Source organism: Gluconacetobacter diazotrophicus PA1 5, from assembly GCF_000067045.1.
GTDB lineage: Bacteria > Pseudomonadota > Alphaproteobacteria > Acetobacterales > Acetobacteraceae > Gluconacetobacter > Gluconacetobacter diazotrophicus.
In genome coordinates, this window is sequence record NC_010125.1 from 1,712,379 (window position 1) to 1,733,750 (window position 21,372).

The 21,372-nt window shown below is 62.4% G+C and carries 22 protein-coding genes; 16 read left to right on the forward strand and 6 right to left on the reverse strand.

Translation table 11 applies throughout. The features are described 5' to 3' along the window. From GDI_RS08005 to GDI_RS08020, 4 genes are all read left to right on the forward strand, one after another. A complete protein-coding gene (locus GDI_RS08005; protein WP_012225155.1) occupies window positions 1-1,038 on the forward strand; it encodes a protein-glutamate methylesterase/protein-glutamine glutaminase in 1,038 nt (345 codons plus the stop codon). 86 nt (window positions 1,039-1,124) lie between these two features. Continuing rightward, window positions 1,125-1,514 carry a response regulator gene (locus GDI_RS08010; protein WP_012225156.1) on the forward strand — a complete coding sequence of 130 codons (390 nt, stop codon included), beginning with the start codon at window positions 1,125-1,127 and terminating at the stop codon, window positions 1,512-1,514. Then, complete coding sequence (locus GDI_RS08015; RefSeq protein WP_012225157.1) at window positions 1,511-1,969, forward strand: chemotaxis protein CheD; 459 nt, start codon at window positions 1,511-1,513, stop codon at window positions 1,967-1,969. The genes GDI_RS08010 and GDI_RS08015 overlap by 4 nt, the downstream gene beginning before the upstream one ends. A gap of 132 nt (window positions 1,970-2,101) precedes the next feature. Then, a complete protein-coding gene (locus tag GDI_RS08020) occupies window positions 2,102-2,488 on the forward strand; it encodes a hypothetical protein (RefSeq protein WP_012554979.1) in 387 nt (128 codons plus the stop codon). Window positions 2,489-2,510: 22 nt separating this feature from the next. Here the strand turns inward: GDI_RS08020 and flgH are convergent, their stop codons facing one another. Genes flgH through flgG form a run of 3 tightly spaced genes read right to left on the reverse strand, consistent with a single transcriptional unit; the run spans window position 2,511 to window position 5,080 of the window. Beyond that, a complete protein-coding gene (gene flgH, locus GDI_RS08025) occupies window positions 2,511-3,263 on the reverse strand; it encodes a flagellar basal body L-ring protein FlgH (protein WP_012225159.1) in 753 nt (250 codons plus the stop codon). A 7-nt stretch (window positions 3,264-3,270) separates the two neighbouring features. Continuing rightward, window positions 3,271-4,251, reverse strand: coding sequence for a flagellar basal body P-ring formation chaperone FlgA (gene flgA, locus GDI_RS08030; protein WP_012554980.1), 981 nt, complete (start codon window positions 4,249-4,251; stop codon window positions 3,271-3,273). Between the two features lie 43 nt (window positions 4,252-4,294). Continuing rightward, window positions 4,295-5,080, reverse strand: coding sequence for a flagellar basal-body rod protein FlgG (gene flgG / locus GDI_RS08035; protein ID WP_173363406.1), 786 nt, complete (start codon window positions 5,078-5,080; stop codon window positions 4,295-4,297). Between the two features lie 252 nt (window positions 5,081-5,332). Between flgG and flgF the strand changes: the two genes are divergently transcribed. The 4 genes from flgF (at window position 5,333) to GDI_RS18605 (ending at window position 10,208) form a co-directional block, all read left to right on the forward strand. Beyond that, the gene (gene flgF, locus GDI_RS08040) at window positions 5,333-6,076 is read left to right on the forward strand and encodes a flagellar basal-body rod protein FlgF (RefSeq protein WP_041249359.1); all 744 of its coding nucleotides are present in this window, start codon (window positions 5,333-5,335) and stop codon (window positions 6,074-6,076) included. A gap of 107 nt (window positions 6,077-6,183) precedes the next feature. Then, on the forward strand, window positions 6,184-7,695 hold the full coding sequence (gene flgK / locus GDI_RS08045) for a flagellar hook-associated protein FlgK (RefSeq protein WP_012225163.1): 1,512 nt from the start codon (window positions 6,184-6,186) through the stop codon (window positions 7,693-7,695). A 19-nt stretch (window positions 7,696-7,714) separates the two neighbouring features. Further along, a complete protein-coding gene (locus GDI_RS08050) occupies window positions 7,715-8,791 on the forward strand; it encodes a flagellin (protein WP_012225164.1) in 1,077 nt (358 codons plus the stop codon). A 517-nt stretch (window positions 8,792-9,308) separates the two neighbouring features. Next, window positions 9,309-10,208: a MucR family transcriptional regulator gene (locus GDI_RS18605; RefSeq protein WP_157871015.1), complete on the forward strand. Its 900-nt coding sequence runs from the start codon at window positions 9,309-9,311 to the stop codon at window positions 10,206-10,208. Between the two features lie 88 nt (window positions 10,209-10,296). Here GDI_RS18605 and GDI_RS08060 read toward each other — a convergent pair whose 3' ends face one another. The 3 genes from GDI_RS08060 to GDI_RS08070 all read right to left on the reverse strand — a co-directional run bounded on the left by GDI_RS08060 (window position 10,297) and on the right by GDI_RS08070 (window position 12,960). Beyond that, a complete protein-coding gene (locus GDI_RS08060; protein WP_012225168.1) occupies window positions 10,297-11,007 on the reverse strand; it encodes a DUF6468 domain-containing protein in 711 nt (236 codons plus the stop codon). A gap of 130 nt (window positions 11,008-11,137) precedes the next feature. Further along, a complete protein-coding gene (gene fliM / locus GDI_RS08065) occupies window positions 11,138-12,325 on the reverse strand; it encodes a flagellar motor switch protein FliM (protein ID WP_012225169.1) in 1,188 nt (395 codons plus the stop codon). Between the two features lie 62 nt (window positions 12,326-12,387). After that, window positions 12,388-12,960, reverse strand: a complete 573-nt coding sequence (locus GDI_RS08070) for a flagellar basal body-associated FliL family protein (protein WP_012225170.1) — start codon at window positions 12,958-12,960, stop codon at window positions 12,388-12,390. Between the two features lie 431 nt (window positions 12,961-13,391). On the opposite strand from GDI_RS08070, the gene GDI_RS08075 reads away from it, so the two are divergent. The 8 genes from GDI_RS08075 to GDI_RS08110 all read left to right on the forward strand — a co-directional run bounded on the left by GDI_RS08075 (window position 13,392) and on the right by GDI_RS08110 (window position 21,348). After that, complete coding sequence (locus tag GDI_RS08075; protein WP_012225171.1) at window positions 13,392-13,562, forward strand: Flp family type IVb pilin; 171 nt, start codon at window positions 13,392-13,394, stop codon at window positions 13,560-13,562. 61 nt (window positions 13,563-13,623) lie between these two features. Further along, window positions 13,624-14,115, forward strand: coding sequence for an A24 family peptidase (locus GDI_RS08080; RefSeq protein WP_231854266.1), 492 nt, complete (start codon window positions 13,624-13,626; stop codon window positions 14,113-14,115). Window positions 14,116-14,125: 10 nt separating this feature from the next. Beyond that, complete coding sequence (gene cpaB / locus GDI_RS08085) at window positions 14,126-15,004, forward strand: Flp pilus assembly protein CpaB (protein WP_012225173.1); 879 nt, start codon at window positions 14,126-14,128, stop codon at window positions 15,002-15,004. Continuing rightward, window positions 14,991-16,412 carry a type II and III secretion system protein family protein gene (locus GDI_RS08090; protein WP_012225174.1) on the forward strand — a complete coding sequence of 474 codons (1,422 nt, stop codon included), beginning with the start codon at window positions 14,991-14,993 and terminating at the stop codon, window positions 16,410-16,412. Before cpaB ends, GDI_RS08090 begins: the two co-directional genes overlap by 14 nt. A 7-nt stretch (window positions 16,413-16,419) precedes the next feature. Beyond that, window positions 16,420-18,021 carry an AAA family ATPase gene (locus GDI_RS08095; protein WP_157871017.1) on the forward strand — a complete coding sequence of 534 codons (1,602 nt, stop codon included), beginning with the start codon at window positions 16,420-16,422 and terminating at the stop codon, window positions 18,019-18,021. Then, window positions 18,018-19,454 (forward strand): CpaF family protein, encoded by a 1,437-nt coding sequence (locus GDI_RS08100; RefSeq protein ID WP_012225176.1) that lies wholly within the window; start codon window positions 18,018-18,020, stop codon window positions 19,452-19,454. The genes GDI_RS08095 and GDI_RS08100 overlap by 4 nt, the downstream gene beginning before the upstream one ends. 2 nt (window positions 19,455-19,456) lie before the next feature. Further along, a complete protein-coding gene (locus GDI_RS08105; RefSeq protein ID WP_041249360.1) occupies window positions 19,457-20,410 on the forward strand; it encodes a type II secretion system F family protein in 954 nt (317 codons plus the stop codon). Next, window positions 20,407-21,348: a type II secretion system F family protein gene (locus GDI_RS08110; RefSeq protein ID WP_012225178.1), complete on the forward strand. Its 942-nt coding sequence runs from the start codon at window positions 20,407-20,409 to the stop codon at window positions 21,346-21,348. The genes GDI_RS08105 and GDI_RS08110 overlap by 4 nt, the downstream gene beginning before the upstream one ends. The last annotated feature ends 24 nt before the right edge of the window (window positions 21,349-21,372 follow it).

Genomic DNA, 21,372 nt, shown 5'->3' on the forward strand with positions numbered 1-21,372 from the left:
ATGGAGAAGCCGATCAGGGTTCTCGTTGTTGACGACTCGCGGACAATAAGGGCGCTTATCAAGAGGTCCTTCGGCCAGAACCCGGATATCGTCGTTTGTGGCGAAGCGGCGAACCCGATCGAGGCGCGGGACCTGATCATCCAGGATCAGCCGGACGTCATCACGCTCGATGTCGAGATGCCCGGCATGAACGGTCTCCAGTTCCTGGAGAAGATCATGCGACTGCGCCCGATTCCGGTCGTGATGGTATCCAGCCTGACCGCGCGGGGTGCCGACACGGCGATCACGGCCCTGCAGATGGGCGCGTTCGATTGTTTCCCGAAACCGTCCTCGGTCGTCGGCGCGGATGCTTTCGCCGGCCTGGCGCGGCTTGTCATCCAGGCCGCGCGTTCGCATCCCGTTGCCAGGCTTCCGCGTCGCGACCCGGCGTCCCCGCCGCGCCAGCATGCGGACTGGGGGCATTCGATCGGGCTGATCGCGATCGGGGCCTCGACCGGTGGAGTCGAGGCGATCGAGGAAGTGCTGTCAGGCTTTCCCGCCCAGAGCCCACCCATCGTCATCTGCCAGCATATGCCCGCGCTTTTCACGGCCAGCTTCGCCAACAGGCTGGACCAGAAGATCGCGGCCCTGTCCATAGGTGAGGCAAGGGATGGCGAGGTGCTGGCGCCCGGTGTCGTCAGGATCGCCCCGGGTGGGGACAGGCACACCGTGGTGGAACGGCGCGACGGCCGGTACGTGACGCGCCTGGTGAAATCACCGCCGGTCAGTGGCCACTGCCCCTCGGTGGATGTCCTGTTCGGCTCCGTTGCCAGGCAGGCCGGCAACGATGCCCTTGGCATTATCCTGACCGGCATGGGCCAGGATGGAGCCGAGGGCCTCCTTGCCATGCGGCATGCCGGGGCTCAGACGATTGCGCAGGACAAGGCGTCTGCGGTCGTTTATGGAATGCCTCGGATTGCAGCCGAGATCGGGGCGGCTTCCCGGATTGTCCCTCTTTGCCAGATCAGCGCCGCCGCCATGACCGTTCATACGCGTTGACGTGACATATCGGCGGGAAACCGCACAGTAGCGCTTGATGCCGGCGACATCGGCCGGAATTTGGACAAAGAGAGAAAGGGGAGGCAATGCCAGCCGCTTCACAGATCAGGTCACTCATCGTCGACGACCAGTCCTCTATCCGCCAGGTTCTGGCCAACAGCCTGGCTCAGCTCGGTTTTACCAATATCGCGCAGAGAAAGGATGGCAAGGAAGCTGTCGAATATCTGGACCAGAACCAGACCCATCTGGTGATTTCGGACTTCAACATGCCCGTCATGGACGGCCTGGCTCTACTGCGTGCTGTCCGAGGCAATCCGAAGACCCAGAAAGTCGCCTTCATCATCCTGACCAGCGAGGCCAGCAAGGACCTTGTTCAAGAGGCCGTCAAGGCCGGCGTGAACAACTTCCTCGCCAAGCCGTATACCGTGGCGAAGCTGCGGGAGGTTCTGGAAAAGGTGTTCGGACCTATAACGTGACGACAGCCTCCACGCTTGCGACAGTTGTACAGGGCGAAGTGATGATCTCGGACGATCCTTCGGTCGTCCTGGGCACGCTGCTTGGCTCCTGTATTTCGATCTGTATGTACGATCCGGTCGCGCGCGTTGGTGGCATGAACCATTTTCTGCTTCCGGGGGGCGGCGAAGGCCACGACGGTACGGCGATGCGGTTCGGCGTCAACTCGATGGAAATGCTTGTGAACGGGATTCTCAAGGCTGGCGGAAACCGGACGCGTCTCCTGTGCAAGGCGTTCGGAGGGGCTGCCGTCGTGCCTTCCCTGGGCCGGGTCGGGCGGGAGAATATTCGTTTCGCGCTGAACTATCTTTCGACCGAGGGAATAACCTGCGTTTCGCAGAGCCTCGGCGGCAGTCAGGCGCGGCGTGTACGGTTCTGGGCCGATCAGCGGCAGGGCGCAGCAGAGCCTGGTGCATGACGCACAGGCCATCGGGCGGCAGGAAGTGGCCTATAGCCGGCGCGAGGCGGAAGCCGAGCAGAAATGGGCCAAGGAGTCCGGCTCCGACGTTGAACTGTTTTGAGTGTCCGGGCCCAAAAGAGAGAGATCACGATGGAAACGCACTCCGCCCCGACGCAGAAGGTGCCGGGCAGGGATGTCACGGTGCAGGAGGCCATGACACGGGTCACGTGGCTTCTGGACGAAGCCTGCGCGGATCTGCTCGGCGCCCAGCAGGCCGTGGACGATTGCGTGACAAAGGTCGTGATCGGGGAAGAGGAGATGCGCAGTCTCCAGAAACTGGATTCGGCGACGCAGATCATCGAAGCCGTGGCGACGATCCTGCGGAACCTGACATGCCTTTCCACCACCTGGAAGACAGCCACCGTCAGCACGGCCGGCCTCTATGACGGGGTGAAGCTCAGCGCCGTTCAGCAAGTGCTGAGGGGCGAGAGCGCGCCGGACATGACGCATCCTTCCGGCGAGATCGATTTTTTCTGACAGGTTACGACACGCTGTCGATTCAGAACGGAAGAACGTTATCCAGGATCTGCTGCCCGTATCGCGGCGTCTGGAGCTTGGTCAACTGACCGCGTCCGCCATATGAAATCCGGGCCTCGGCGATCCTGTCATGGGTCACCGTGTTATCTTCCGTGATGTCCTGGGGCCGGACGACGCCGCTGACCATAAGCTGCCGCAATTCGCCGTTGACCCTGACTTCCTGGCGGGCCACCACGACGAAATTGCCGTTCGGCAAGACCTGCGTGATCGTCCCGCCCAGGGTGAGGCCGACTGCCTCGGTCCTGGTGATCCTGCCTGTTGCCGTGTTGGCGGTGGCGCTGCTCGTGTTGAGGGCGCTCGAACTGGAAAGGTGTGACGCCACCTTGCCCTTGAGGCCGAAGATGCTGGGAATGCCGAAATCTTCGGACCCGCTGCCGGCAGCCGACGTATTGTTGACGATGTTGGCGTTGTCGGCCACCTGCACGATGATCGTGATAAGGTCGCCAACCTGCGATGCCCGCTGGTCCTTGAAGAAGGATCGGCTTCCCGGTCGCCACAGACTACCGACTTCCGTAGGCGGCGCCTGGAGCGGCGGCATCGGCATCGTGACCGGCCGGTAATCGGGACTCTGCGTCGGGTCCGATGTCGTGGTCATGCGCGGCGGATGGCCGTTCTCGCTGAGATCCGACAGGCCGGCACATCCGGTCAGGAACAGCAGGCCTGCCATGGCCGCGCCCGCTAGGTAATATTGCGTCACTGAAAGGTCCCAACGCATCTGGCGATTACCGGAACGAAGACTCCGCCCGCGTGTTCGGGCGGGCGGACGCGGTCAGAAGCCGCAGGGCGTTCGAATTCGAAGGCACGGCCGTCGATCTGGAATCGACCTGGATTTCCGATGCGCTGGTCACGCGGCCGGTCACGATCATGCCGCTGCCGACGTTCAGCGCATGCACATATTGGCCGTCACCGCCATCTTCCAGGGCCCTTCCGGTTGCGGCCAGGTGGATTCCGGGGACGGTGAACGCGATCAGGATAGGATTGCCCTTATGCATCACGACCGACCTGTGCAGGTCCCGGTCCAGGACCGGCTGGCCGGCGACGACATTGTGCATGAGGGTCATGCCCTCGATCCCGCCCGCATCCGTCATCACGCCATCCGACAGGCGGCCGACATAGGCGTCGTCCACGCGCACGTCCGAGGAAGAAAGTACCGTATCGGCGGACAGCGCGCGCGCGAACACCAGCACCCTTTGCGCAGCGTGCACGGTCCCGGTCAGCATGAACGAATCCTGCGTCACGTCGCCGGTCGGATGCGTGCGATAGATTGTCGCGGAGAACCGGCCGCTGCGCTGATCCCAACTGACGTCCGACATGGTGACCGGCTTTGGATCGTCCGGCGCGACCATCAGGGGATGGAAATCGACCAGGTCGACCGAGAGAGGATCGGTCCCGCCGTCCGACAGGCTCCTGCGCACGAATTCGACAAAGAACTCCTTGTCGAGAAGCCGGCCGGCCCGCGTGATGGTGGCCAGTGCCGACGGCGACTGGTCGATCCAGTCCACGCCGAACTGGTCGGCAATGGCGATCAACTGGCCGCCGCCGACATGGATGCTGGCGCCGGGTGCAGGCGCCGGGCCGATGACCCTGTCCTCGCCCGGCTCCAGATCGGCAAAGAGATCCGACAGCCTGACCGTGTTCGATGTGATGACCGTGGCGCTTCGCAATGTCGCCGCGCATACGGAAGCAACGTGAAATGTCATCATGCCCGCAGCAGCGGTTGCCACAAGTGCTGCTCGCATGGACACGTTATTTCAGGTTCGTCAGCGTCTGAAGCATTTCGTCCGAAGCGGTGATGACCTTGCTGTTCATCTCATAGGCGCGCTGCGCCGTGATCAGGTCCGTGATTTCGGTGACCACGTTGACGGACGATTCCTCGATGAATCCCTGCTGGATCAGGCCATACCCCTGGGCCTGGGGGGTGCCCAGGATCGCGTCACCCGACGACGTCGTCTGCGTGAACAGGTTCTGGCCCATGGCGGCCAGCCCGTTCTCGTTCTGGAAGATCCCAAGCTGGATCTGGCCCGCGACCTGAGCCTGCGTCTGGCCGGATATCGTGTACTGGACCTGGCCGCTCTGATCGACGGTGATGTTCTCGGCGTTGTTCGGCAGGGTGATGTTCGGGCTCAGCGGATATCCGTCCGCGGTGACGATCGTGCCGTCTTCCGACAGCGAGAAGGTGCCGTCACGCGTATAGGCATATTCGCCCGATGGCAGCGTCACCTGGAAATAGCCCGGCCCCTGGATGGCCATGTCGAGCGCGTTGCTGGTCTGCTCCAGCGTGCCCTGTTCGTTGATCCGGTAGATTCCGGCGGTGCGAACACCCAGGCCGATCTGCGCGCCCGCGGGTACCAGGTCGCCCGTGTCGGAACTCATGGTCCCGACGCGCCGGACGTCCTGATAGATGAGATCCTGGAATTCCGCCCGGCGACGCTTGTAGCCGGTGGTCGTCATGTTCGCGATATTGTTGGAAATCGTATCGACGTTCGTCGTCTGAGCCTGCATGCCCGTGGCGGCAATATCAAGGGACGGCATCATGGGATGGCGGTACTCCGGATGTATTTCACGTCACGACCATTGCCGGCATGCAGATATGGGCTACGGTGTGCCACGCGTATATAAAATGTAATGGATTGTCGTCCGCACGACGCGCTGGCCTTGGAAAAATAGGCGGACGCCACCGCCATGGCAAGGCCTTTTCTGAAGTGTTGCCGTTGTCATGGCGATCCGATATCCTGAATCGCAGGCGGGCCGCCCAGCCGGACCATGTCCTTCCGGAGCCGGATATTGGAAAACACGACCTACATCGCCCTGTCCCGCGTCGACGTGCTGTCCCGCGCGCTCGAAGTGACGGCCAACAACCTGGCCAACGCGAACACGGACGGTTTCAAGGCCTCGAAGGAGCTGTTCTCGGACTATCTCGTCCAGCAGAAGGACGTGCATGGGCTGCCGGGCGACAAGGAAGAGGTGTACACTCAGGACAGGTCGACCTATCAGGACCGTCTGCAGGGGGCGTTGCGGCAGACGGGCAACCTGACGGATTTCGCCATCAATGGCGAGGGCTATTTCGCCGTTCGCACCACGCAGGGGGTCCGGCTGACCCGCAATGGTGAATTCAACCGTCGCGCGGACGGGACGATCGTCGATGGTTCGGGAAACCCGCTGATCGACAGGAACGGCAACAACGTGGTCATCCCGCCGCGGGATCATACGCTGTCGGTGGCGTCGGACGGAACGATGTCGACTGAAACCGGACGGGTCGCCACGCTGGACCTTGTGACCGTCGACAACCCCAATACCCTGGTGCCGGAGGGCGGCTACCTCCTGCGGCCGACGACGCCGACCCGGAACGTGGCCAACAAGGAAATACGGCAGGGGATGCTGGAGTCGAGCAACGTGAACGCCGTTTCCGAAACGACGGAGATGGTCGAGATCCAGCGCGATTACGACCTGACCTTCCAGTTGATCCAGACGGAATCCACCCGCCAGTCCAACGCGATAGACAAGATCACGGCCGACCCGACCACATAGGCCCGACCGCGCGCGCAAAAGCCTTGTATTGGCCATGAACATACGCCATACGAAGGCAGTAGTGTTGCATGGGCATTGTGTGGCCGTGATTCGCGCGAGGGAATAAGATGGACCTGCTGTCATCGCTGTCAACGGCCACCAGCGGACTGAACGGGATCGAGTATCAGTTGGGCGTGCTGTCCAATAACGTCTCGAACTCGAGCACCACGGGATATGTCAGCGAGACGGCCGAGGTATCGTCGGCCGTGGCGGGTGGCGTCGGGGTCGGTATCAAGATCGGCACGACGCAACTGAGTGTGAACAAGGCCCTGATGGCCGCTCTTTACGGACAGAATGCGCAGGTGGCGTCGTTGACGGCGACGAACAACTCGCTGGCGGCGGTTTCAGACATCCAGGGATCGACATCGGCGGATGCGGGAAGCACGACCACGTTGGCCGACGAACTTGGCAATGTGCAAAGCGCCCTCACGACCCTGACCTCGACCCCCACGAACAGCGCGTCGCAATCGGACGTGTATTCCGCCGCGCAATCCCTGACCACCACCATCCAGTCGCTTTCCTCGACCTATACGGCCCAGCGCCAGGACGCGGAAAACAGCGTTGTCTCGACGGTATCCTCCGTCAATTACGACCTGACGCAGATCGGGCAGCTCTCGCAGCAGATCATGAGCCTGCAGGCCAGCGGAGGAAGCACCGCCGACGTCGAGAACCAGCGTCTGCAGGTGATGTCGAGCCTGTCGTCCGAACTTTCGGTCACGTTTTCCGAGACGTCGACCGGCGACATGATCGTCCGGACCGCCGATGGAACCGAGCTTCCGACCCGTCCCGACCAGATCGGGGAAAATGACAGCACGGTCACGCTGCCCACCAGCACATGGCCGCTTTCGACATCCGGCAGCACCATTACCCCATCGTCGTACTACCAGGCTGGAGATACTAACTCGACGATCTCCGGGATCACGCTGAACGGCACGGACATCACCGCGCATCTGACCGGTGGAACGCTCGGAGCGAACATCACGCTGCGCGACAGCACGTATCCGACGATGCAGGCCCAGCTGGACTCGTTTTCTTCCACGCTCGCGACCCGGTTTTCCGATGCCGGGCTTTCGCTGTTCACCGATGGTACGGGGGCTGTTCCGGCAACGGACCCGACGGCAGAGACGCCCAGCGGCATCGTCGGCCTGTCGTCGGTGATCAGCGTGGATACGTCCGCGCCGCTGACGACGGACGGCGATACGTCGACGATTACGGCGGTCCTCAGCACGGCTTTCGGAACCGCTTCGACGGATGTGAGCGGTTCGCTTGAAGCGCCGTCAAGCGGCCTTGGACCGGAGGGCAATCTGTCGACCGGATATTCGGGCACCCAGGGACTGGTGGCCCTTGCCACGTCCCTGACCTCGGCCCAGGGCGCGGTCATCGGCGACGCCACCGACGATCTGACGTCCGCTACCTCGGTGCAGACAACGTTGCAGACGTCTGTCGCCAACGTGTCCGGCGTAAACGTGGACGATCAGATGTCGACGGTCGTCGCGCTGCAGAACGCCTACGCGGCCAATGCGAAAGTGGTGACCGCGGTGCAGACGATGTTCACCGCGCTTCTCGACGCGATCCAATAGACGGCTGGGAGACACCGCCATGAGCACGACTATCGGTCAGTACGGAAATTTCGGATCGTCCCTCATCCTCTCCGCCGGTATCGACGCGATGACGCAGGAGCAGCAGACGATCGCGTGGGAGACGTCCACGGATACGCTTTCGGAAACCTACGCCGGTCTTGGCCAGGCGCGATCCGCCGCCATTTCCCTTGCCCCGCAGATCACCCAGGTCGCAGCCTGGCAGACCAACGTGACGAATGCCCAGAACAGCCTGTCCGTCCAGGCGGATGCGTTGACGCAGATCGTCTCGTTGGCGCAGTCGCTGTCCACCAGCCTGATCGGCGTCACCGGAACGACGACGGACAGCGCCGTCACGGCCACCGCGGGCGAGGCGACGACCGCGCTGTCGGAGCTTGCAACCGTCCTCAATACGTCCGACGGATCCGGGTATGTCTTTGCGGGCAAGGATTCGACCGAGCCCCCGATCGAGGACACGGCATCGGTTACAAGCGGCACGCTCGCCACGCAGATCGCCAGCATCGTCAGTTCCTTGGGGTCTTCCGACGCATCGACCGTTATCGAGCAGGCCACGACCGCGGCAGCCGACAATACGGCGGGCACGTCGGTTTTCTCGTCGCAGCTTTCGGTCTCGGGGGATGCGGCGACCGCTCTGCAGAAGTCGGTCGTAACCGGCAGCAATACGTCGACCGAGGTCGGCATCGTGGCGACACAGGGAACTGCAGCGAGCCTGACCTCCACCGGCTCTCCCATCCGGGACCTGATGCGCGACATGATGATCGTTTCCGGCACGAGCGGGATGTCGTCCACCACGAGCGGGTATTCGGATCTGGTCAGCCAGGTCTATTCGTCTCTTCAGACCACCATCAGCCAGCTTACGGATATGGAATCGTCGGTCGGGACGACACAGGACAATTTGACCGCAAATGCCACCCTGCTGACCAGCATGAATACCGCGCTGACGGGTCAGCTTGGCGATGCCCGCGATGCCGATCTCGCCGCGGTGGCGGTGCAGTCGTCCAGCCTCGATACCAGTCTCAAGGCATCGTACATGCTGGTTTCGGACATGAAGAGCCTGACGCTGGCGAATTACATCTAGGCATTCCGTCCAATGTTCCGGATCTGATGGATTTCAGGTTCGGGACATTGGATCATCCAATATTGTAATGACCTGTTGATGTCCTGAACGACAACAGCAGGATAGCTCATTCGATCATATCGAATGGAAATTCCTTCGGGGCATGATCGCCATCAGGAGCGGCCCATGCGGGGTCCGCCGCCAGCAGGGAATGCCTTGCAAGGCCAGGGCAGGCGGTGCCGCTTCATCGGACCGGGCGGCACAGCGGCCAGGCCCGCGGCGAACAGCGATAAATTTAACGAAGGCCTATGGATCTGCGGGCCAGTTGCCACGTTATCCCTATGGCCTTCTCAAGGCTCATGGCGCGTTTCAGGATAGGGCCGGCTCGTTTCGCTTCCGAATGTTCAGCGCGGCGCGTGAGGCCGACTTTCGGAGATTATTATGAGAATTGATCCCGCTGACTACGGTATTTCAAGGCGGGGGGAATAAATTTCCACCTCAGAATGAGGTGGTGAACATGTGTATTGTGGAGGCTGTCGTGGCGGATACCAGCACAGATAATATTTTTACCTCACCTGTGGGTCACATTACGGACATGCGCATCAGCCGCCTTGTCGGAAGGCTGCATACGGAATTCCTTCCCCTGCAAACGCCCGATGCGATTATCGAGCAGGCCGGCAAGGTCAAGGACGTGACGGTCGCCTTGAAAAGGATCGCGGTGAATAGCCCGGAGCGCCTGGGGGCTATCCTTGGCATCCTGTCCGAAATGGCAGATGTCGGGATTATCCGCAATATGGACGATGCACTTCAGGAAGCACTGCGCATCGAGAACAAGCTGCCTATCGAGGTGATCGAGGGCGTTCGGACCATGGACGCAACGGGACCGGCGCTGCCTCGGCGGCCTTATCCATCCAAGCCACGCGTGGCACCGAATGTGGCCTATCGGAAAGTCAACGCCGTGGCTCCGTCCGGTTCCGCGCCGGGGCAGGGGGCGAGCCAGATACCAGACCTGCCGTCCGGACAGGCCGAAATGCCCGCCAAGGCGGACTATGGACGGGAAGCCACCCTGGCGGCCGGTGACGGAGTCCAGCCCGGTATGTCGCTTGAACTGCCATGGAAACCCCGTCAGTGGATTGCCAAGCGGGACCATCCCACCCACCCGGTGCAGAACTCGGTCCGTGAGGATTCCCTGACGTGCCTGCATTGCGGCGAGGCGTTTACGATGCTCAAGCGTCATATCGAAAACAAGCACAGGCAGACGCCCGAGGCATATCGCGTGTATTGGGGATTGCCGGCGAATTACCCCATGGCCAGCGAGGCCTATTCCGAGATGAAAAAGGCCGAGGCGGAGATATCCAAGTTCGGCTCCTACGACCGGCGGAAAAGGAACCAGAAAAAGGAAGCCAAGGGGCGGGGCGCGAACAGCGCGTGGCGCTGAGGCCGGCGGGGGCTGGCGCGGATCGTGATGGGGTGGGCTCACCTCATCATGCGAAGACGGGCCGAAAGGACAGGTCTGGCGATCGGAGTCAGGCGGAATTGCCCGATCGTGACCTGTTCTGGCGTCCTTCGCGCCTGCGACCGGGGGTGGGCTTGTTCCCTGCGGGTTCGTTGCCCGCCGACTTGCTCCCCGTGGGTTTGTTTCCCGTGGGTTTGTCCTCCGGCGACTTGTCCTCGGCGGGCGTGTCCTCTTCCAGGTCCACGACCGTTGCGTCGGCCGGTGATGCGACGATGGAATCAGGCTTGTCCGACGCATCCTGGTCCGAGCCGGCATCCTCGGCCTCTGGCGTATGGGGCGAGGACGTCAGCTCCGGACTGCAATCCGGGTATCGGAGATTCCTGGCTTCCTGGACAAGTTCCAGCCGGGTTTCCTCGGTCTTCTCGAGCAAATCTTCCAGTCGCCTCTCCTGGGACGGTATCTTCGTCGCCAGGCCCTGAAGGCGGTCGGCCATCGAATCGGCCTTGCTCACCATGGTGTCGAGTTCCGTGCTCGCCATCTTGGCCTGTTCGATCATCCTGCTGAGCGGACGTCCGCTGACCTCGCCGGCAATGCGCAGTTTTTCGACCCCTTCTTCGGCGCTTTTCACACTGCTTTGCAGTTTCTCGACGAGACCGAGGAGGCTTTCACGGTCCCGCTTCAGGTTCGACAGGACGCGACTGAAATAGAGGCTGTAGATTATTCCCAAAAGCAGGAAGAACGACAGGATGATCTCGATGATCATCTGGATCTGTGTCAGCATCTGCTCGATGATCTCCAGTCTGTCACGTACTCTGGCTTTCTGTTCTTAAAGCATCGTCTTGCGACTGGACGAGTCCGCCCCGTCGCGTTCCAGTCCCCGCCGCACGGGGCGGGGCGACGGTCCATTCCATTCAGGCTTGCGTCTTCTGCTCGTCTGGCGGGGCCGGATCGGGAACGGCCGCCTCGTTCATGTGCGGCCCAGCGGGTGGCACCAGCCTCTTCTCGATCTTAACGGCTGCCTTGTCCTGCAGTTTTCCCAGCCGTCCCTCGAACAGGGGGGTCTGGCCGCATTGGAGCCGGACGTGGATCGGTGTTCCGTTCTGATGGGGAAAGCTGATCAGCATGCCGGGACGGAGGCCGAGGACCTCCGAAAGCAGAATCGTCTTTTCCTCGAATACCGCCGAAACCTGGATGTCGGTTTCGAGAATTTCGGAAACCAGGTGACCTTCCCATTTTGAATCGCGTCCGAACCGCTCGCCCATGAATTGCTGGGACAACTGATCGCGGACAGGTTCCAGCGTCACGTAGGGAATGATCAGGTCCAGGCTTCCGCTCCGGTCCTCCATGTCGATGTGAAGCTTGGTCATCACGACGGCGTTCGAGGCGCGTGCGATCGCGGCGAAGCGCGCACTGACCTCAAGCCGCTCGAACGTCAGGTCGATGGTGCAGACCGGATTGAAGGCCGTGGAAAGATCGTTGAGCGTCAACGTGACGAGCTTTTCGATCAGCGCCCTTTCGATGGCGGTATGTGGGCGCGCTTCCACCCCTGCGTAGCCGACCCCGCGCGGACCACCCATCAGGATGTCGATGATCGAGTAGGACAGCGCGGAATCGATGACGATCAGGCCGTAATTTTCCCATTGCACGGCCTTGAAGACCGCGAACAGGGACGATGACGGCACGGCATTCATATAGTCGCCGAAGCTCATCGAGCGCATGCCGTCGATGGTGATTTCGACGTTGTCGTTCGTGAAGCTGCGGAGCGTGGACGACAACATCCGGACCAGGCGGTCGAATACGATCTCCAGCATCGGCAGGCGTTCGTAGGCCACGAACCCTGCCTTGATGACCCGTTCCAGGCCGGACTCTTCCTTGATGGGAAGCCCGCCGAACGCGTTCCCCAGCAGGCTGTCGATTTCGGACTGGTCCAGCACGTGACCACCCATATCGTCATGAGCCATCGCGGGCGAACTGTCTTCCTTGGCGGCGTGCCCGCCGCCTGCCCCGGCAGGCGCGGCCTCATGCACGGGCTCGGGCTGGGATCCGGCGGCCGTCTCGTGGTGGTCGGCTCCCTTCGTCGTGTCGTCCCCGTCCTGCATGTCGTTGCTTGCCGCCGTTCCCAGATGAGTAAAATTTTTCGATATTTCGGAGGTCTGCGGGATCACTGGACGAGAAAATCGACGAGGTAGAGATTGGTCACCTTCAAGGGCGCCATGTCGACGCGCAGGCGGCGCATGATGGCTTCGCGCAGCCGATATATCCCGTTGCCCCGGATATCCTGCGGGCGGGTTTCATGCAGGTACGTCTGGAACACGTCCTGGATCTCGGGAATCCTGTCCTGGAGCGAGGCTTCGTCGGACGCGCCCGAGATCTCGACCTTCGCGGTGATCTTCACATAGACCGGACGTCCATCTCCGCTATCGAGGTTGGAGATGATCGGCGGAATGCCGAGAATAATGGGCGGATGAAGGACACTGTCGGCGGCGCTCTCCCGGCTCGCCACGTCCTTCTCGACCTTCTGCGCTACGCCGCCCCGCTCCCACTTCACGCCGCCGGCGACAAGCAGAAGGGCCGCGATCCCGCCCGCGGCGGCGATGATCAGCTTCCGCTTCGCAGGCTTTGCGTCCTTCCTGTGAGGGAGAGCCGTCTCCGCCGTTTCCGCCCGCAGCGCCGACTCCTTCCGTGCCCCTCCAAGCGGGGAGGCGGTTGGGCCGCCGGTTGCAGTCTCGCTCATATGTGGGGGCTCCGGGAGGGTAAAATCTATCCATCGGCAGTCTAGCCATTGGGCCGCGCCTACTCAATGGTCTCTATATGGCCATGCCGGCTGGCGGCCGGGCCGGCCGATGCCTATATGCATGCATAGCGACATGACCGGGGGATTTTCGCCGCCGTCGACAGGGGCGGCAGAGCATTCTGTGCCGAAAAGGGCGCACCTGTCACTGTTGCAATTTGTTGCGTTGCGGTTCGACGAATTGCTTGCCGAAAGGGTGGGTGTTCTTGGTCTGTTTGCGTGGAACGAAATAGCTTTCATTCGGGCTACGAATGATTTTTATAATTTACTTCCGGTTGCGGTTTGCGTAGAACCGCGTTCATGCCCAGCCTATTCCATGCGGGTCGTTGGGCGTTGCTGCTTGTTCGTGCGACTGAATGTGATATGGAAATCCGATGAATACTCTTCTTCTGAAATTGCTTGTCCTCAAGAATAGCCGTCGCGGCGTTACGGCGCTGGAATATGGCCTGATCGCGGCCCTGATCGCTGCGGTCATCATGACCGCGGTAGGGACGATCGGCAGCAAGCTGAACACGGTTTTCAGCTCTATCGGTACCGATCTCTAATTGAACGCAGGGTAAGTCGCCAAGGCATGTCACTGGCCTGAGTATATGAGAAACTGGTGGGATGATGGGCTGGGTTGTTGATGGCTTAGTCGTTATTTCCACCATTTTTCTTGTATATGCCGCGTTGCATGATGTGGCGGTCCGAACAATACCTGATCAAGTGGTCGTCGCCTTGGGTGGGCTTGGGGCGACGATCGCCATTCTGCATGGCCATATCGTGGGTTCCATTCTGGTCGCGATCTGCGTATTCGGTTTGTGCTTCGCGATCTGGTGGTTCGGGGCGATCGGGGGCGGCGACGTCAAGCTGCTCAGTGCGGCGTCCTTGTTGTTTCCGCCCGCCGCGGTGCCGTCATGGATTTTGACGATAGCCATGTCGGGTGGTGTTCTGGCCGGTTTCTACTTGATGGTACGTCATCGGGTCACGGTCGGTCCGGTGCGACACGGTTGTTTCGGCCGTATTGTGCGGAGCGAGCGTTGGCGGATGCGTCGCGGCGGTCCTTTGCCTTATGCCGTCGCCATCGCGGCGGGGTCCTGTTTTCAGCTTATCCGGTGAAGTTGTCTGAATGATCGGGCGTATCCTGCTGATAGTCGTTGCCGTGTCCGGTCTGATCGGCGTGGTGATCCTGGGACGGCTGGCGCTCCATTCGGGTGAGAAGCCCGTGGTCGCGCAGGTCACGGAAAAGAAGGTGCCGACCGTCGGCGTCCTGGTTGCGCGGAAGGCGGAGCCGGCCGGTGCCTTGTTGCAGTCCGGGGATCTTCAGACGAAAGATTTTCCCGCCAACCTGGTGCCCCCCGGTGCGATTCACGACGTGCCGTCCGAACGCGCGGCGTTGACGGGCGGGTTGCTGCGCGTGCCGGTTCCCGAGGGCGGCCTGCTGACGAATGAAGCCGTGCTGCGCGTCGGCGATCACGGGTTTCTGGCAGCCGTATTGAAGCCCGGGGATTCAGCCGTCAGCGTCGGTGTCGACTCCGTTTCGGGGGTGGCCGACCTGATCGAGCCCGGGGATTACGTCGATCTGATCGTGACCCATGACGTGGCGACGGCCGACGTCGCCAATTCGGGGGGTGGGGCAGGCGGCAATCCGGGCGGGGACGCGGGTGGCGGTCGTATTGCTGCCGAAACGGTCCTGTCCGCCTTGCGTGTCGTGGCCATCGATCGTGAAATGCAGCATACGAGCACTGTCGACAGCCGGGGAGTGGGTAACCGGACGGTCACGCTGGAGGTGACACCGGCCCAGGCTGAGGCTGTCGCCGTGGCGGGGCGGCTGGGGCGCCTGACCCTGGCGGTCAGGTCGCTCGATCAGGCCGGGGTCGCGGCTTTTGCCCCGCATACGACATGGGGTGGCGATGTTTCGCCCGCGCTGGCGCATGGCCCGGAATCCGACGCGGAGACGGTGCACCTTTATAATGGGACCGCGGATCTAAAAGATGTTCATTTCTAGACGGGTTCTGCCCATGGCGGCGTTCGCGGGCATGTCGCTATGCCTGGCGGGTGCGGATGCCCGATCGACTCACCCGGCCGCATCCGGATCGGTGGCGCACGGTGCCCACGCGGTGCTGGGAATCGAGGAAGGCGCCGGCAAGCTGGTGAAGCTGGATGGCATCGCGACGAACATCTTCGTGGCGGACCCCAAGGTGGTCGAGGTCCGGGCCGCCAGTCCGGACAGCATGTTCGTGTTCGGGGTCGGGGCCGGGCAGACGACGGTGATCGCCACCAGCCGGTCCGGCGGCGTGGTGGCACGCTATACGGTGGTCGTCCTGCCCTCGAGCTATCGCGCGTCGGCCCTTCGCCGGGATGTGGGGCAGCAGAATCCTCGTGTCCGCATCGGAACGGGGGCGGACGGCAGCATCGGCATCGAGGGGACTGAAACCTCCTCGGAATCGGCCGAGCAGGCGCTGGAGGGGGCGACGGCGCTGGTCGGAAAGGGGGGGCGTGTCGGCGATTATGCGTCCGTGCCCGGTTCGATCCAGGTCAATTTGAAGGTCCGGATCGTTGAAATGTCCCGCAGTCTGGTACGCGAACTGGGCGTGGAATGGCAGTCGGTCAATGCGCTGGGGACGGCGGCGGCGATCGGGATATCGACCAGCAACCCGTTGGCGGCCCTGACGACGGAACAGAGTGCCTTCAACTTTCTGTCCCGCTTTTCGGCGGCGGGGCGTCCCGTGACCGTGGAAACCGTCATCGATGCCCTGTCCCAGGACGGGCTGATCCACAGCCTCGCGGAGCCCAACCTGACCACCGTCAGCGGTCAGGCCGCGAGCTTCATCGTGGGTGGCGAATATCCGATTCCGGTTTCCAGCTATAACAACAACATCAACGTGCAGTACAAGCAGTATGGCATTTCGCTGGCCTTCGTGCCGACCGTGCTGGCTGATGGACGGATCAGCCTGCATGTGCGGCCGGAAGTCAGCGCGCTTTCGACCCAGGGGGCAGTGACATTGTCCGAGGCGAACGGCAACCTGCAGATTCCGGCCCTGACGGTCCGGCGCGCGGATACGACGGTCGAACTGGGGAGCGGCCAGAGTTTTGCCATTGCCGGGCTTATGCAGGATTCGACCAACATGCAGGGGTTGGGCCTGCCGTTCCTGGGCGATATTCCGGTTCTGGGGGCCCTGTTCAAATCCAGCAGTTTCCAGAAGAACGAAAGCGAACTGGTCATTGTCGTCACGCCTTATCTCGTCCGGCCGGTGGATAATGAATCGATGCTGCATAGCCCGGACGACAACTGGGCTCCGCCGGGCGATCTGGATCGTATTTTCCTGATGCGACAGAATATTTATAAATATGCCGGCAAGAAAAATGTGGCGCGTCGCGACGTGAACAGCGACGCTGGATTCATGGTGGAGTGACCATGGAATGACCATTTGCCGCAATCATGTCGCCTTTGCGCGGATCGGGTGCCGTGCCCGGCTGGCCCTGGCCCTGGCCCTGCCGGCTCTGGGGGGGTGCACGACCATGGCGCCGCTGCAGATGACCTATCACTGGCGGCCGCTCGGGACCAATCAATCCAACATCGAGGCGCAGGTCGAACGCCCCCAGGACCTGGTACATGGACGTCCGTTGGGCGATGCCGACGCGCATGAGGCGGCGGTGGCGGTACAGCGCTGGCGGGACGGCAAGGTCATGGACCTCGGGAATAGCGGACTGGCTGAAATGACCTTGCAGTCCAGTGGTTCGGGCTCGGGTTCGGGTGCCAGCGCGGGAGCAGGCGCCCTGATGTCCGGGACGATCTCCGCCCCCCGGGCCCAGACGAATGCCGAAGGCACGCCACCCTCGGAAATCCTTGCGCTGGTCTCGGACGCTTTCACGGAATCCCTGCTGCGGGAGTGCCTGGCGGACCTGCATCACCAGGACAGCACGGTCATGCGCATGTCCTGCCAGCAGGCGGTCGAGTACCTGCGGAGTCACGAGACTCCCGGGATCCTGATCCTGGATGTCAGCGGCGAGGACCAGCCGCTGACGACGTTGACCGAACTGGCGAATGTCGTGTCGCCCGACGTCACGGTCCTGCTGATCGGCGATCGGGAAGATGCCAATTTCTATCGGCAGGTGACGCGCGGATTCGGCGTTTCCGAATATCTGTACAAGCCGCTGAACCGCAGCATGGCGACGCGGTTTTTCGGACCGGTCATCATGGGCGGCGAGGTCGCGCCGGATGCGCCGCGTGGTGGGCGCGTGATTACGGTCAGTGGCGTGCGCGGCGGTGTGGGCGCCACGACGATCATGACCAACCTGGGATGGTACCTGGCCGAGGAAGCCAAGCGACATACCGTGATCGTCGATTTCGACCTGACGACCGGCAAGACCGCGCTCCTGCTGGGGACGCAGAGCAATAACGGCCTGCGCTCGGCCATGGAAACGCCCGATCGCGTGGACACCTTGTTCCTGGAACGCAGCGCGCAACTGGTCGGCGACCGGCTGAACCTGCTGTCGAGCCTGAGCGACCTGCAGACGCGGCCGAAGACCAGTGCCGCGGCCATGCGCCACCTGATGGCGACGGTCACAAAGCGATATAATTTCGTCCTGGCGGAAGCCCCGCTGTGCCCGGACGAGACCGAGGCCGCGTTGCTGGACGTCACGTTCCAGCGGATTATCGTTCTCGATCCGACATTGGCGGCCGTGCGCGATACGCTGCGAATCATGCCCCTGCTTCAGACCCGGGGACAGGGGTCCCAGCCGCTGGTGGTGCTGAACGGGCTGGGGCGGCCGGGTACGCTGACGCTGGATGAGGTGGTGAAGAGCCTGGGAGACAAGCCTGACGTGGTCATTCCCTTCCTGCCCAAGCCCCTCGGGACGGCCGAAGTGGACGGCATCCCGGCGGTGAAGACCTGCAAGGAGTTCCGGTCGGCCATCGTGAAGCTGACGCACGAGGCCGCATCGGTGGTCGCCGACCAGCCGCATCATGCGCCCGGATTTTCGTCGGGCCTGTTCCGGCGCCTGTTCGGTCGCGGCACATGAGCTTCGGAAAGGGCTTCGGCCGGCTAGAGAACAAGCCTGTCGCCACCAGGCCGGATCCGGCGCCGAGCCAATCGGCGGGGGGCCTTCAGCCTGTTCAGGAGCCGAGCCAGCCACCCGCCGTCCCGGCGGTTCCGGACCAGGCCCCCGTTGTCGATGTCGAGGAAAACACGGCGACGAAAGCCCATTCGCTGGAATTGCGCGCGCTGTGCCTGGCCCGTCTGGATCCGGGCGTCGTGCTCGCCCTGGCGCCCGAGCGGCTGGCCGAGGAAGTCGAACGCGTCGTTGGCCAGGCCGCATCCGAGCGGCGCATCCAGCTCAACCTGCGCGAGCAGCGGGAAATCGCGACCGAACTTGTCCATGACATGCTCGGTCTCGGGCCGATCCAGCCCCTGCTGGACGACGAAACGATTTCGGACATCCTGATCAACGGGCCGAACCGGATCTTCGTGGAAAGGCGGGGCAAGACGGTCCTGTCGAATGTCCGGTTCCGCGATGTCGATCATCTGGTGTCCGTCAGCCAGCGGATTGCCTCGGCTGTCGGGCGGCGCGTCGACGAATCCAGCCCGACCGTCGATGCGCGCCTGAAGGATGGATCGCGCGTCAATATCGTCTTTCCGCCGCTGGCGCTGGACGGTCCCTATGTATCGATCCGGAAATTTTCCAAACGCCCGATCAATTTTTCCCGTCTGGTCGAAAATGGTAGCTGCACGCCCAAGCTGGCGAAGATCCTGGAAATCGCGGGACGGGTGCGCCTGAATATCGTGATTTCGGGCGGCACGGGGTCGGGCAAGACCACCCTGATGAATGCGGTGTCGCATTTCATCGATTTCGACGAACGCGTCATCACGGTGGAAGACGCGGCGGAACTGCAGCTTCAGCAGCCGCACGTCGTGCGTCTGGAAACCCGTCCCCCGTCGATCGAGGGCAAGGGGGAAGTCACCCAGCGCGATCTTGTGCGCAATGCGCTGCGTATGCGCCCCGACCGGATCATCATCGGCGAGGTCCGAGGCGCCGAGGCGTTCGACATGCTGCAGGCCATGAATACCGGCCATGACGGCAGCATGTCGACGATTCACGCCAACACCACCCGCGATGCCGTCACCCGTATCGAGAACATGGTCCAGATGGGCAGCTTCGGACTGCCGACCACGGCCATCCGGACCCAGATCGTGGGGGCGGTGGACATGATCGTGCAGGTCGGCCGTCATCGCGACGGCGGCCGCCGGATCGTGCAGGTGACCGATGTCTCGGGGCTGGAGGGCGATGTCGTCGTCCTGAACGATATCTTCAATTTCGTCTTCGACGGGGAAGACATGGACGGACGCCTGCACGGGCGGTACGAGGAATCGAAGATCCGCCCGAGCTTTTTCGACAAGCTGAAATATTATGAGCTGGATCGTGCCTGGTACGCGGCGTTCGAAGAGCTTGAGTGAGCATGCTCGGGATTGTCCTGCTCAGCCTGCTGATGACGATATTCTCGCTGGTGACGAGTGTCGTTCTTCTGTACCGGCGCAGCATGGCGACCGAACGACGGGAAGGCCGGTTCGAAGCTGAACTCGGGGCCTATCGCCTGCGGGCGTTGCCCGTTACCGCATCGGGACGGCTCGATCATCTGCGCGCGGCGCTGAACCTGTCGGCGGTTACGGCGCGGGTCTTCGGCTTCCGCCCTGAATCCTATGCCCATATGCAGGCGGGGATGAAGCGTGTGGTCGGTTTTTCCGCCATCCTGCCGGTCGTGGGGCTTGTTCCGGGACTTTTGCTGATCGGTCCCGCCAGCCCGGCATTGCTGCTGGTCCTGTGGGTGATTCTGGGGCGGCTGGCATTCCGGATCGTGGACCGGCGGTATGCCGCCAAGCTGTTTCAGCAACTGCCCGATGCGCTGGGCATGATCGTCCGGTCGTTGCGGGTGGGTATTCCCCTCAGCCGCGCCCTGATCATCGTGGGTCAGGAGGCGGAATACCCCACGGCGGACGAATTCAGAATGATCTCGCAGGACGTGGCGGTCGGAAAAAATCTGGGCGATACCTTGCATAATCTGGCCGAGCGCACCGGTTTGCAGGAATATCGGTTCTTTGCGACGATCATGGCGTTGCAGGCCCAGACGGGCGGAACCCTGGCGGACGTACTGGCAAGTTTCGCCGACATGATCCGTCAGCGGATCGCGGCGCGCAAGCGCGGCCACGCCCTGGCATCGGAGGCACGCATGAGCTGCTATGTCCTGGGTGGGATTCCCTTCGCCATCGGCGGAATCATGTCCATTATCAATCCCGACTACATGGCGGTTTTTCTGACGACGCACATGGGGCATATGCTGCTGGGCGTGTCCGCGCTGATGTTGGGCCTGGGATTCGGGTCGATGCGTTTCATCATGAAGCGGTCCCTGGGATGAACAGCAACACAATGATCATGATTGCCGCGCTGCTCATGACGATCGGCGGCATCTTCTCCGCCTGCTACCTGCTGTTTTCCAGGATGGAGCAGGAGGGCAGGCGGACCCTGCGCCTGCGGCAACTGCATGAACTATCGGTGGGGGAGGCGAACGCGGTCCGGACGATCGACGGCCGGATCTGGTTCCGCTTCCTGGAGCGTATCGGTGTGTTTTTCGCGCGCAGCGGCCTGCTGAGCGCCAAGACCCTGGGGGAATTGCAGCAGACATTGAGTTCGGTGTCGTTCCTGGGTACTCGTTTCCTGCCGGTGTTCATCGGGGCCAAGGCCGTGACCCTGGTCGTCGGCATCGTCGTGGGATGGCTGATCCATGAGGAGACGCGATCCGACGGGATGCTGTACCTGGTCCTGAGCCTGGGGGCGCCGGTGGTGGGCCTGCTGGCTCCGGATTTCGTCGTCAAGCGGATGCAGGCGCATTATCTGCGCAATGTCGACCAGGGGATACCCGACGCGCTCGATATGCTGGTGATCTGTGCCGAGGCCGGGTTGCCGATCGAGGCGGCGATCGGACGCGTCGGGCGGGAGATGACAGCCGTCAATCGCAGCGTCGCGAACGAATTTCGCCTGACGGCGCAGGAAATGGGTGTCGCGTCGGACCGGCGCGACGTGTTCCTGCATTTCGGAGAGCGGACCAACCTGTCCAGCATGCGCCGCATCGGCAGCGCATTGAACCAGACCCTGCAGGCCGGATCTTCGGTCACGCAGGCCTTGCGGGTGCTGTCCGTCGAAATGCGAAAGGACGCCCTGACGGAGTATGAGGCCCGCGCGGCCCGGTTGCCGGTCCTGTTGACCCTGCCGATGATCCTATTCATCCTGCCGGTTGTTTTTCTTGTGGTTGGCGGGCCGGCAGCGGTGACCGTCATGCATGCGCTCGGACGATAAGGATGCACCCCTACCGTACCCCGC

Coding starts and splice junctions, on each gene's coding strand:
- GDI_RS08005 (WP_012225155.1), top strand. CDS start 1: ATGGAGAAGCCGATCAGGGTTCTCGTTGTTGACGACTCGCGGACAATA.
- GDI_RS08010 (WP_012225156.1), top strand. CDS start 1,125: ATGCCAGCCGCTTCACAGATCAGGTCACTCATCGTCGACGACCAGTCC.
- GDI_RS08020 (WP_012554979.1), top strand. CDS start 2,102: ATGGAAACGCACTCCGCCCCGACGCAGAAGGTGCCGGGCAGGGATGTC.
- flgH (WP_012225159.1), bottom strand. CDS start 3,263: ATGCGTTGGGACCTTTCAGTGACGCAATATTACCTAGCGGGCGCGGCC.
- flgA (WP_012554980.1), bottom strand. CDS start 4,251: ATGATGACATTTCACGTTGCTTCCGTATGCGCGGCGACATTGCGAAGC.
- flgG (WP_173363406.1), bottom strand. CDS start 5,080: ATGCCGTCCCTTGATATTGCCGCCACGGGCATGCAGGCTCAGACGACG.
- flgK (WP_012225163.1), top strand. CDS start 6,184: ATGGACCTGCTGTCATCGCTGTCAACGGCCACCAGCGGACTGAACGGG.
- GDI_RS08050 (WP_012225164.1), top strand. CDS start 7,715: ATGAGCACGACTATCGGTCAGTACGGAAATTTCGGATCGTCCCTCATC.
- GDI_RS08060 (WP_012225168.1), bottom strand. CDS start 11,007: ATGCTGACACAGATCCAGATGATCATCGAGATCATCCTGTCGTTCTTC.
- fliM (WP_012225169.1), bottom strand. CDS start 12,325: ATGCAGGACGGGGACGACACGACGAAGGGAGCCGACCACCACGAGACG.
- GDI_RS08070 (WP_012225170.1), bottom strand. CDS start 12,960: ATGAGCGAGACTGCAACCGGCGGCCCAACCGCCTCCCCGCTTGGAGGG.
- GDI_RS08075 (WP_012225171.1), top strand. CDS start 13,392: ATGAATACTCTTCTTCTGAAATTGCTTGTCCTCAAGAATAGCCGTCGC.
- GDI_RS08080 (WP_231854266.1), top strand. CDS start 13,624: ATGATGGGCTGGGTTGTTGATGGCTTAGTCGTTATTTCCACCATTTTT.
- cpaB (WP_012225173.1), top strand. CDS start 14,126: ATGATCGGGCGTATCCTGCTGATAGTCGTTGCCGTGTCCGGTCTGATC.
- GDI_RS08090 (WP_012225174.1), top strand. CDS start 14,991: ATGTTCATTTCTAGACGGGTTCTGCCCATGGCGGCGTTCGCGGGCATG.
- GDI_RS08095 (WP_157871017.1), top strand. CDS start 16,420: ATGACCATTTGCCGCAATCATGTCGCCTTTGCGCGGATCGGGTGCCGT.
- GDI_RS08100 (WP_012225176.1), top strand. CDS start 18,018: ATGAGCTTCGGAAAGGGCTTCGGCCGGCTAGAGAACAAGCCTGTCGCC.
- GDI_RS08105 (WP_041249360.1), top strand. CDS start 19,457: ATGCTCGGGATTGTCCTGCTCAGCCTGCTGATGACGATATTCTCGCTG.
- GDI_RS08110 (WP_012225178.1), top strand. CDS start 20,407: ATGAACAGCAACACAATGATCATGATTGCCGCGCTGCTCATGACGATC.